The 11,050-nt window shown below is 74.3% G+C and carries 9 protein-coding genes and 2 tRNA genes; 2 read left to right on the top strand and 9 right to left on the bottom strand.

Going from position 1 to position 11,050, the window contains the following annotated elements; translation table 11 throughout:
- Positions 1–234: hypothetical protein (locus tag AB0L34_RS28410; RefSeq protein ID WP_363708100.1), on the bottom strand; the 234-nt coding region annotated here is incomplete at its 3' end.
- Positions 231–761 (bottom strand): SigE family RNA polymerase sigma factor, encoded by a 531-nt coding sequence (locus AB0L34_RS28405; protein WP_363708098.1) that lies wholly within the window; start codon positions 759–761, stop codon positions 231–233. The genes AB0L34_RS28405 and AB0L34_RS28410, both read right to left, overlap by 4 nt.
- Before the next feature lie 274 nt (positions 762–1,035).
- Between AB0L34_RS28405 and AB0L34_RS28400 the strand changes: the two genes are divergently transcribed.
- Positions 1,036–3,279: a DUF4153 domain-containing protein gene (locus AB0L34_RS28400; protein ID WP_363708096.1), complete on the top strand. Its 2,244-nt coding sequence runs from the start codon at positions 1,036–1,038 to the stop codon at positions 3,277–3,279.
- Between the two features lie 45 nt (positions 3,280–3,324).
- Here AB0L34_RS28400 and AB0L34_RS28395 read toward each other — a convergent pair whose 3' ends face one another.
- The 7 genes from AB0L34_RS28395 to AB0L34_RS28365 all read right to left on the bottom strand — a co-directional run bounded on the left by AB0L34_RS28395 (position 3,325) and on the right by AB0L34_RS28365 (position 10,258).
- Complete coding sequence (locus tag AB0L34_RS28395) at positions 3,325–4,134, bottom strand: hypothetical protein (protein ID WP_363708094.1); 810 nt, start codon at positions 4,132–4,134, stop codon at positions 3,325–3,327.
- 244 nt (positions 4,135–4,378) lie between these two features.
- Positions 4,379–4,615 carry a hypothetical protein gene (locus AB0L34_RS28390; RefSeq protein WP_363708092.1) on the bottom strand — a complete coding sequence of 79 codons (237 nt, stop codon included), beginning with the start codon at positions 4,613–4,615 and terminating at the stop codon, positions 4,379–4,381.
- 15 nt (positions 4,616–4,630) lie between these two features.
- Positions 4,631–6,028: a hypothetical protein gene (locus tag AB0L34_RS28385; RefSeq protein ID WP_363708091.1), complete on the bottom strand. Its 1,398-nt coding sequence runs from the start codon at positions 6,026–6,028 to the stop codon at positions 4,631–4,633.
- 382 nt (positions 6,029–6,410) lie between these two features.
- Positions 6,411–6,487: transfer RNA gene (locus AB0L34_RS28380), tRNA-Ile, on the bottom strand.
- Positions 6,488–6,635: 148 nt separating this feature from the next.
- Positions 6,636–7,877, bottom strand: a complete 1,242-nt coding sequence (locus AB0L34_RS28375) for an NAD(P)/FAD-dependent oxidoreductase (protein WP_363708089.1) — start codon at positions 7,875–7,877, stop codon at positions 6,636–6,638.
- On the bottom strand, positions 7,867–9,987 hold the full coding sequence (locus tag AB0L34_RS28370) for an MMPL family transporter (RefSeq protein ID WP_363708087.1): 2,121 nt from the start codon (positions 9,985–9,987) through the stop codon (positions 7,867–7,869). Before AB0L34_RS28370 ends, AB0L34_RS28375 begins: the two co-directional genes overlap by 11 nt.
- A gap of 198 nt (positions 9,988–10,185) precedes the next feature.
- Positions 10,186–10,258, bottom strand: a tRNA-Asn gene (locus tag AB0L34_RS28365).
- Between the two features lie 271 nt (positions 10,259–10,529).
- Here AB0L34_RS28365 and AB0L34_RS28360 point away from each other — a divergent pair.
- Positions 10,530–10,934: a hypothetical protein gene (locus tag AB0L34_RS28360; RefSeq protein ID WP_357450779.1), complete on the top strand. Its 405-nt coding sequence runs from the start codon at positions 10,530–10,532 to the stop codon at positions 10,932–10,934.
- Positions 10,935–11,050: the final 116 nt, after the last annotated feature.

Raw genomic sequence — 11,050 nt, 5'->3', positions numbered from 1 at the left:
CCCGCCGGTGGCGACCGGCGCCGGCCGGGGACCGCCCCGGGCGCCGGCGAGGAGCTGCGGCGCTGCGACCGTCAGCCCCACCGCCAGGACCAGGGCCGCCACCGAGCCGGCCGCCAGCCGCCGCCGGCGCCGGCGGACCCGGGAGCCGACCGCCGCCAACCGGTCCGGCGGGGCCGTCAGCGGCGGTACGGCGTCGGCGAGCAGCCGCCGGACGTCGGAGTCGTCAGAACTCATGGCACGACCTCCCGATCGGTGAACAACCGCAGATCCGGGTCGGCGCGCAGGCTGCGCAGGGCGCGCGAGGACTGCACCTTGACCGTGTTGACCGAGCAGCCCAGCACCTGCGCGGTCCGCTCCACGGACAGGTCCTCGACGTACCGCAGCACCACGATCGCCCGCTGCTGGCGGCTGAGCCGGGCCAGCGCGCGGCGCACCGCGTCCCGGTCGGCCGACTCGCCGGCCACGTCGCCGGTCCCCCACGTCTCCGGCGTCGTGGCGGCCGGCACCTCGCCCCGCCACCGCCGCCGCCACCAGGAGGCGTACGTGGTGAAGAGCGCCCGTCGCAGGTACGCCTCGGGATGCCCGCCGTGGACGATGCCGGGCCAGCGCCGCCAGGCGACCGCGAGCACGGTCTGGAGCAGGTCCTCCGCCCGGCCGGCGTCTCCGGTCAGCAGCCACGCCGAGCGCAGCAGGGCGCCGGACCGGGCCGCCACGAACTCGGCGAAGCCCTCCGGTGGCGGCGGGTGCGGGCTGTCGGACATGCGTACCTCCCGCCAGGTGAACGCGGTGGCCGCGCCGGGAGGTTAACGCGGGTCCGCGCCTTTCGTGGCGGCTGCCCGCACGCCCGGTTGGGTGCGCATTCCCGGAACGGCCGTCGACGCGATCCGCGATTCCGGCCTGACCACCCTGGACGGCCGACCCCGGCGACCCCCGGCATCACCTCGTGTGCGGGGCGGATCGCGGAGCGTTCACCGGGCGGCGGGGGGATCGGGATCGGTCGTACAGTGTGCGGACCATTCGATCGAGGAGGGTTCCGTGACCCAGCCGCCACCGGTGCCGGGGTCCCCGGAGACCGCCGGGGGGCCCGCGGGCACCGACGGTGAGAACCCCGGGCACGCGACGCCGTACCTGCTCGTCATGCCGCCCGTCGACGGTGCGCCGCCCACCATGGTGTGGCCCGGGGCGGAGGGCACACCCGCCTGGGCGATCCCGGTCAGCATCCCGGCGGGCACGCGCGGGTACGCCGTGTTCATCCCGCTGGTGCCGGCCGCCGCCCCGACGCCGGCGGGCACGGACACCGACCCGGCCGCCGCTCCGTCGACGCCGACGGGCACGGGCACCGACCCGACCGCCACCGCCCCGACGTCGGCGGACCCGGAGGTCCGCCCGGCCGCCGTGCCGCAGCAGGCGGGCGGGGAGGTCCGGCCGGGCGTCGTGCCGAGGCAGGCGGACCCGGACACCCGGCCGGCCCCGACGGCCGCCGCCGACGCGAAGGGCTCGCCGCCGGCCGTCGAGCCGGCGCCGGAGGCCGCGCGTGCGGCGACGACGTCCTCCGCCGGAAACCCGTCCCCCTCGCCTGCCGGCGCGCCGCCCGCCGTCGCCACCCCGCCACCCGCGGCGAGCACGCCGCCCCAACCGGCCGCCGCGCCGACACCCGCCGCCACACCGACGCCCGTCGCCGCCCCGCCACCGGCCACCGCCCCGCAGAAGGCGCCGTACGGGACCGCTACGCCGGCCGCGTGGCCGCCGTACTGGGGCCACCAGCCGCCGCCGGTCCGGCCGTCGTTCCTCCAAACGCGGTGGCCGGGCCCGAAGGCGGCGCGGGACCGGTCCGTGCCGGCCGCCGTCCTCGCCGGGGCGCTGGGGCTGGCGTGCTTCGTGCCGCTCACCCGCACCGGCATCGGCTGGTTCCTGGGCTGGCTCATCCTGACCGTCGCGGTGGTCGTCGCGGTCCGCCGCACCGGCGCCGACCTGCCCCGCGCCGAGCGCTGGGTCCGCGCCGGCTGGGCGGGCGCCGCACTGGCGCTGCTCTCGGTCCTGGCCTTCCGCAACGCCTGGTGGCTGGTGACGTTCTGCGTCCTCGGCGCGCTCGGCTGCGCGACCCTCGCGATCGTGGGCGGCCGGCTCGTACGCTCCATCCTGTTCAGCCTGGTGGCGGCGCCGTTCGCGGCGCTGCGGGGGCTGCCGTGGGTGGGCGGCCACCTCCAGGCCCCGGCGAGCCCGGGCCTCGCCCGTCGCGTCGTCGGCTCCGCCGCGGCCACGGTGGCCGCGCTGGTCGTCTTCGGCGCGCTCCTCTCGTCGGCCGACGGCGCCTTCTCCGTGGTGCTCGACGGGCTCATCCCCGAGGTCGACGCCGGCGCGAGGTTCGAATGGCTCTTCCTCGCCGGCATCGGCGCACTGAGCGCGGTCGCCGCCGTCTACACGCTGGCCGCGCCTCCCGACCTGTCGACGGTGGACCGGCCCGGCACGCCCCGCCTCGGCCTCGTGGAGTGGGCACCGGTCATCACCGCGCTGACGCTGCTGTTCGGCGGTTTCGTCGCGGTGCAGTTCACCGTCCTGTTCGGCGGGGAACGGCACGTGCTGCGCACCGCCGGCCTCAGCTACGCCGAGTACGCACGCAGCGGGTTCTGGCAGCTCGTCGTCGTCACGATGCTGACGCTGGCGGTGCTCGCCGGGGTGGCCCGGTGGGCACGGCGGGAGCGCCCGGTCGAGCGCCACCTGCTCCGGATCCTGCTCGGCCTGCTCAGCGCGTTCGGCTTCGTCATCGTGGTGTCGGCGCTGTCCCGGATGTACACGTACCAGAAGGTCTACAGCTTCACCGGAGAACGTCTCTTCGTGATGGCGTTCGAGCTGCTGCTCGGCACCGTCTTCCTGATGATCCTGGCGGCCGGGATCCGGTGGCGGGGAGCCTGGATCCCCCGGCTGACCGTGGCGCTCGCCGTGGCGATGCTGCTGAGCCTGGCCGTGCTCAACCCCGAGGACTACGCGGCGCGCCGCAACATCGCCCGCTACGAGCAGACGGGGAAGATCGACGCCTGGTACCTGCGGGCGCTCTCGGCCGACGCGACACCCGCCCTGTCCGGCCTGCCGGACCCGGTGCGCCGCTGCACCCTGAGCTGGATCGCGGACGACCTCGACGAGCCGGACCCCTGGTACGCCTGGAACCTTGGCCGGGTCCGGGCGCGCCAGGCGCTCGACCGGGTCGGGCCGGGCGCCGTCGGTGGCACGCGCGACTGCAAGGCCGCCGACCAGTTCGACCTGCCCAAGACCCGCCGGTGACGGGCCCGACGCCCCCGGCCGGCCGGGGGCGTCGGGCCGGCCGGGTCACCAGGGCTCGGGGATGGTGATCGCCACGCAGCGCTGGGTGCCGGGAATCGGCTGGTAGCAGGCGGACGCCTCCAGGTTGTTGGTCAGGTCGGACCGGTGGAAGGACGTGCTGCCACCATTGACGCAGGTGCCGCCGCTGGTGGTCACGCCGCCGGTGACCTTGGCCGTGGCGCAGCCGACCGTGCCGGCGGTCTTCTCCACCGTGTTCAGCGAGGAGCGCTGGTCCGCGTACTGGTGGGCGCCATAGCCGGTCAGCCGCACGCCGGGACGGGTCACCGTGTACTGGAACGCCGTCGAGGTGTAGTACGACCAGCTCGCCCCGGTGCCCACGGTCCGCAGCTCCGGGTCGGCCGACGAGCCGGGGACGAACATGGCGAACCCCTTGTCGTGGGTGGTCGTACCCGGGATCATCCGGTAGACGATCACCAGGAGCCCCTGGCTGTAACTGCCGGTGGAATAGGTGAGATAGCTGCCGTTGCCGCAGGTCGTCCGGTCGGCGATGTAGCCGACGCCGTTGGCGTAGAGCATCACCCGGGCGCAGCGGGAGTCGGCGGCGGTGTCCTCGATGGTGCCGACCGTCGTGCTGGTGCCCGAGTTGTCGGTGGCGTACCCGGTCAGCCGCACGCCCGGCAGGGTGCCGGCGTACTGGTAGGCGCTGGGGTGGTAGTAGCTCCACGAGGCCGACCAACCGCTGCCGGACGGCAGCGCGAACGCGGGCGAGGCGGGCAGCAGGGCGGCGACCAGCGCGGCGGCCAGGGCCGCGACCAGCATCGCGCCGGTCGACCGCCATCGGGGGTGGGTCCTCATCGCTCCTCCGATCTCCACGACGGGCGGACACCCGGCGTCAAGGATCAGGTTGACCGAGGGCGCCGGCCGCGCAGACGGCTCAGTCCCGAAGCGGACAGCCGGATCGACGTCACTCTTGCTTCGCACCACCGCCGTTCGGCGGTTCGGGTGCCACACCGGCTCACCCGCCGGGAAGCCCGGTCTGAACAAGGGACGGGGCCGGCCCCCCGGACGGAGACCGGCCCCATCGAAGCCACGGTGGGGGTTACCGGACCACGACGACGTGGCTGGTCCGCGCGTACAGGAACGTCTGGTCGCCGTCCCACTGCACGGTGTACGTGTACTCGCCGGCCGCGTCGAGCGTGTCGGTGAAACGGAAGCTTCCGTCCTGGGCCGGGGTCACCGCGGGGAGGTAGACCGTGGTGATGTCCTCGCCGTTGAGGATGCGCCACACCCTCAGCGTGGTGCCCGGGGGGAGTGGCCGCCCGGGGGTCTCCAGCACGCCGCTGAACCGGAGCTACCGGCCGGTGTTGGCCGTGCTCGGCCCGGTGAGGCTCAGCGTGGACGGCTGCCGGGCCACCTCGACGGTGGCCGTCGCCTGACTCCAGCGGAAGGCCGAGTTGCCGTCCCAGAGCACCTCGTAGTGGAGGGTCCCGCCGATCGGCGGCGTGTCGGTGATGCTGAAGGTGCCGTCCGTGGCGGTAGTCAGCGGGGCGAGCGTCACACTGGTTCCGTCCGGGTGCCGGCGTGTCACCACAAGCGGCTGCGCGCCGGGCGCCGACCCGTCGGAGAGGGTGAGCCGGCCGGTCACGGTGAGCGGTACGAGTGCGGTCCCGGTGGCCGGGGCGGTCGCGCTCACCGAGGACGGCGCCAGGGTGGCACCCCGCAGCCGCCACAGCGTGTAGCGCCCGGTGGACATCTCCAGCAGCACGGTGAACGCGTCGGTGCCGGAGAAGGTGAGCGCGCCCTCCACCACCTGGCCGGCCGGGTTGTCGGCGGTGTGTCGCTTCGTGGTCGTCGCCGCGTCGTACACCGCGATCCGGGGGCCGGCGAGCTCGATGCGGTCCCGGGAGGCGCGTGCGCCGACGACGTGGGCGCCGTCCGGGCTGAGGGCGACCGCGTGCGGGAAGCCGACGAAGGTCGGTTCCTCGCCGTACGCGCCGGCGCGGGTGACGCTGGCGGTGTCCCAGATGTCGTACCGGTACGGCGAGTCGAACGCGGTGATCGCCTTCGAGCCGTCCGCCGTGATGGTGATGTCCCGCAGGCGGCCGAGGCTGTAGGTGTGGCCGTCGATCACCCCGCGGAGGGTGGCCGGGGTGGTGCTGACGTCGTACACGTACAGGTCGGCCGGGCTGATCCCGTTCTCGCCGGCCACTACGGTGGACCCGGCGGCGGCGACCATCGGTGGGCCGTACAGCCCGCTGGCGACGCGGACCGGCTCGGGCGTCGTCGCGGACAGATCGAGACCCACGACACCGCCGCTCCAGCTGTTGGTCGGACCGTGCCCGACCCAGAGACGGTCGCCGGCCAGCGACAGGTACGCCGGGTAGGGGAACGCGGCCAGGTCGAACCGCCGGGTGACGGCGAGTGCCGTGGTGTCGATCTCGGCGATCTCGTTCGAGCCGTTGAGCGCCGCGTAGAGGCGGCTGCCGTCCGGCGTGACGGCCAGGCCGTGCGGCTCGACGAGCCCGGTGATGGCGCCGACCGGGGTGCCGCTGTCGTCGGCGACGACGATCCGGTCGCTGGCGGAGATGAAGAGCCGGCCGTTCCCGGCGGCGATGTCCTTGACGAACTTCACCCCCTGCAGAGCCGTGCTGGTGTCCGCGGCCTGGGCAGGTGCGACGGCGGCGACGAGCCCGGCCGCCGCGACCAGTGCCGACGCCAGGGCCGAGCGGGCCACTGTGCGGAACCGCATGAGCGGTCTCCCTTCGGTTGATACCCCGTGATGCCCCGCGGGCCGGCAGCCTGGGATCGGAGGCCGGCGCCGGGGCGGGCGGCAAGATCGCCGCTCCATTGGTATAGGGCGATGTCCTCGCCGGAGGCGTTACGCGGGGCCCAGCGGTCGGTCGCTCACGGCAATGGCACGGCTGTGGCATGCGGGTCGAGCGCGGCCAGGTCAGGGAGAGCGGGTCATACCTCTGGCCGGAGGCCCTGCCGCAGGAGCGCGCGAACCGCGTAGCGCGATCCGAGGGATTTGTTCGCGCAGGGCGGCCGTACCGGATGACCTCTGGCGGCGGCTGATCCAACAGGCGCAGGACCGGATCGCGTCCTCGTCTACGCAGGACTAGCGTTCGCGCTGGTGGGGCGGACGGGACTCGAACCCGTGACCGATCGATTATGAGTCGACTGCTCTAACCGGCTGAGCTACCGCCCCGGCACCGCGCCGGATCCTATCCCGCCCGGTCGATCACCGGCCAGCACGAAACCCTGGCTTCACCGCCCCGCGGTGGCGGCACGATGGGCAACGCGAGGATAACAGCGAGCAGCCGACCCGCCGCGCCCCGTACCCGTCGATTCAAGCGTCAGGAGCCCGCGCGCAGCTCCGCCAGGACGGCCCCGGCGGCGCGCCAGCCGCTGGCCAGCGCGCCCTGGATGGAGGGGCTGTCCCGGTGGTCGCCGGCCACGAACAGGCCCTCCCCCAGCGCCACCGGCTTGCGCAGCCGCCCCTGCGGCGGCGGTGCGGCGGGCAGCGCGTCCGGGACCGACACGGTGGTCAGGTGGGTCCAGTCCGCCGTGGACCGCCCGTAGAGCCGGGTCAGCTCGGCCCGCACGGTCGGCTCGGGCGGGGCCGACGGGCCGACCACGGAGGTGGCGATCAGGTGCCGCCCGGCCGGCGCGTACGTCGGCGCGGCCCGGCTGACCACCACCGTGTTCGCGACGACCTCCCGCCGGTCGCCGTCGACGAGCAGGATCGGCTCGTCCAGCGGCGCCTCCAGCGCGCTGTGGTAGTACGTCGTGTAGCTGTGGGTGCGTACCGCCGGCAGGGTCGGCAGCAGCGTGGCCGCCGCCGGCGGGTCGACGGCGACCACGACGGCGCGGCAGCGGATGTCGCCGGCCTGGGTGCGGACCCGGCCGGGCACCACCGCCGAGACCGGGGTGTCCAGGTCGATCAGTTCGGCGGGCAGCGGGTCGGCGACGGCGCGGGGCAGCGCGGCCATGCCCTCGGCGGGCAGGCCGATCCGGCCCCGGGCGAAGGATCGCAGCACCATCGACAGCACGTGGCTGGAGGTTTCCAGCTCCCGTTCGACGAAGACGCCGGAGAGGAACGGCCGCAGCAACTCCTCGATGATCGTGTCGGAGAGGCCGGCGCGGCGCAGCGCGGTCTCGGTGGTGGTCTCGGGCGCGGCGAGCAGCCGGCCCTTCGGCAGGGTCGCGCAGCCGGTGGCGAGCGCGGCGAGGCGCAGCCGGTCGCGCAGCGACCCGACGCCGGCCAGGGCGGTGCCGGGCGCGCCGGTGGGCTCGCGCAGCGGGTTGACCAGGCGGGTGAGCCGGTCGCCCTTGCGCACCAGCACGCCGGAGGTGAAGTGGCCGAGGCGCAGCCGGTCGACGTCGAGCAGGGTGCCGAGCCGCGGATAGGCGGTGTTGAGCACCTGGAAGCCCCGGTCGAGCAGGTAACCGTCGACCGCGTCGGTGGTCACCCGGCCGCCGAGCCGGCCGCCGGCCTCCAGCAGCCGCCACGGCACGCCGGCGCGGTGCAGCCGCCGGGCCGCGGCCAGGCCGGCCAGGCCGCCGCCGACCACGACGACGTCGGTCTCAGCGAGCATGGCGCGCCTCCCGCTCACCGTTCGTCCGGGACAACCGGCCCGGCCACCAGAGTTTCGGACCGATGTCGTACGCCAGCGCGGGCACCAGCAGCGAGGGGACGACGACGGTGTCGAGCAGCACCCCGACCGCGACCGCCACGCCCAGCTCGACCAGCACCACCAGTGGCAGCACGGCGAGCGCGGAGAACGTCGCGGCGAGCACCACTCCGGCGGAGGTGATCACGCCGCCGGTGACGGCGAGGCCGGTGAGGACGCCGGCGCGGGTGCCCCGCCTGACGGACTCCTCGCGGACCCGGCTCATCAGGAAGATGTTGTAGTCGATGCCGAGGGCGACCAGGAAGACGAAGGCGAAGAGCGGGAACGAGGTGTCCACGCCGGGGAAGTCGAGGACGTGGCGGAAGATCAGCGCGCAGAGGCCGAGGGTGGCGGCGAAGCTGAGCAGTACGGTCGCGATCAGCAGGATCGGCGCGAGGAGCGCCCGCAGCAGCAGCGCCAGGATGATCGCGATCACCGCCAGCACGACCGGGATGATCACGTTCCGGTCCCGTGTCGAGGCGTCCGACGTGTCCACGTTGATCGCGGTGAAGCCGCCGACCACGGAGTCCGCGCCGGGCACCGCGTGCACCGCCGCCCGCAGTTCCCGGACGGCCCGCTCGGCGCCGTCGCTGTCCGGCGGGTCGGCGAGCGTCGCCTCCAGTTGCACCCGGCCGTCGACGACGGTGGGCGGCGCGTTCGGGTCGGGCGGGCCGGTCCGGTCGGCGGTGACGGGCCGGACGGCGGCCACCCCGGGCACGCCGCGGGCCGTGTCGGCGACCCGCTCGGCGGCCTGCTGGTTGGTGAAGATGGTGGCGGGGCTGCCGGTGCCGGCCGGGTAGTGCCGGGCGATCACCTCCTGGCCGGCGACCGAGTCGGTGCGTTCGGTGAACAGGTCGGACTGCCCGAGCGTGGTCGCGCCGAGCTGGGTCAGCCCCAGCGCGAGCACGGCCAGCGCGAGGGTGGTGAGCACCCACACGGGCCGGGCCCGCCGCGCCACGAAGCCGGCGATCCGGCTCCAGATGCCGTGCTCGGTGCGCGGGTCGGCCTGGTCGGGCCGGGGCCGGCGCGGCCAGAACGCCCACCGCCCGCCGAGCACCAGCAGGGCGGGCAGGAAGGTGAGCATGACCAGCAGGGTGGCGGCGATGCCGATGGCGGCGACCGGGCCGAGCGCCCGGTTGGAGTTCAGGCTGGACAGCAGCAGGCAGAGCAGGCTCACGATCACCGTGCCGGCGGAGGCGACGATCGCCGGGGCGGCGCCCTTCCAGGCGGTCCGCATCGCGTCCCAGGGGCGCTCGTGCCGGTGCAGTTCCTCGCGGTAGCGGGCGACGAGCAGCAGCGCGTAGTCGGTGCCGGCGCCGAAGACGAGCACGGTGAGGATGCCCTGCGCCTGCCCGTTGAGCTTGATCACGTCGGCGTCGGCGAGCAGGTAGACGAAGACCGCGGCCAGCGCGAAGGACATCCCGGCGGCGAGCAGCGGGAAGATCCACAGGATCGGGCTGCGGTAGACGACGAGCAGGATGACCAGCACCACGCAGAGGGTGACGACCAGCAGGGTGCTGTCGATGGCGGAGAAGACCTCGATGAGGTCGGCGAGCAGGCCGGCGGGCCCGGCCACGTCCACGGTCAGCCCGTCGCGGTCCCCGCCGGCGATGGCGCGCAGTTCCTCGACGACCGTGCCGATCCGTTCGCCGTCGGCGTCGTCGATCGGCACCACCACCTGGAGGGCCTGCCCGTCCTCGCTGGGGATCGGCGGCGGCAGCGGGCCGACCACCCCGGGCACCTGGGCGAACCGGGTGGCGTCGGCAGCCGCCCGCTGCGTGTCGGCGTCGGTGATGCCGCCGGCGCGTTCGTAGACCACCAGGGCGGGGGTGGTCTGCCGCGCGACGAACCGTCCGGCCAGTTCCTGCGCCCGGGTCGCCTCCGCGTCGGCGGGCAGGAACGAGGCGTTGTCGTTCGTGGCGACCTCGCCGAGCCGGCCGGAGAACGGCCCGGCGACGGCCCCGACGGCCAGCCACGCGAGCACGACCGCCACGGCGACGAGTGTGATCCTGCCGTGGCCTCCTCTTCCGGGCATCCGCACCCACCCCAAGAATCGACGCACCGATCGACGCAGAGGGAGTCCAAGTCGACACCGACCATCCTGCCGGGCGGGAGCGCCCGCGGTGGCGGAAACCGGGCGGCCGGTGGGGGCGGAACATCGAGCCGTCGGCGGTCGACGAAGCATGAACGACGAACGCCCGTCGGCGGGGCCGACGGGCGTCAGGTGTGGAAGCTCCCCCGTTTGGACTCGAACCAAAAACCTGCCGGTTAACAGCCGGCTGCTCTGCCAATTGAGCTACGGGGGACCGCTGCGTCGTCCGGCGCGGATCTCTCCGTGCCGTGCGACGGGGACAAGAGTACAGGACTCCGGGGGGTGTTGGTCCAGGGGGTTACCCCTGCGACCCGTGCCCCGCGGACACGACAATAAACCAGACAAATCGTCATCACGGCACAAGGAGGCATGAGCGGAGAGCAGGATGGGTAGTTAGCTGCGGACAGAGGAGACAGGCGCGATTTGGTCACCTCCGGCGGGGTAAGCCGCCGGACGACGGCGCGTCAGGTACGGAAGGAGCCGCCATGCGCGGAAAGATCATGTTTCTTGGCGGGCTGGCTGCGGGATTCGTCCTGGGCGCCCGTGCCGGTCGGGAGAAGTACGAGGAGCTGGTGATCCGGGGCCGCAAGGTGCTCGACCACCCGACCGTCCAGGAGGCGGCCGGCGTCGCACAGGCCCAGGCGACCCGCCTCTACAGCGAGGGCAAGGACAAGCTCGGCCAGTCGAAGCTGGGCGAGAAGCTGAGCAGCAACGGCAACAAGCAGGAGCTGACCGCCGCCGACGACGCGTTCGCCGGGACGCCGGCCACGGTGGGGGCGAAGGCGGGCTCCGGCTCGTCGGGCACCGGCTCGACCTCCGGGTCGACGTCGGCCACCACCACCCCCCGCAGCAAGCCGTCCGGCTCGGGCACCAACAACAGCACCCTCTGATCGCACCTTCGCGCGGGCCGGTCGCCAGCTGGCGACCCGGCCCCCCCGGTGGGGATCGGGGCGGGAAGGCCGGCCGGCCCCCCCCCCGACGCCCCCATAGCGGAGTTAAAGGAAAA

The organism is Micromonospora sp. NPDC052213, from assembly GCF_040679695.1.
GTDB lineage: Bacteria > Actinomycetota > Actinomycetes > Mycobacteriales > Micromonosporaceae > Micromonospora.
This window is presented reverse-complemented; position numbering and strand designations above follow the sequence as displayed.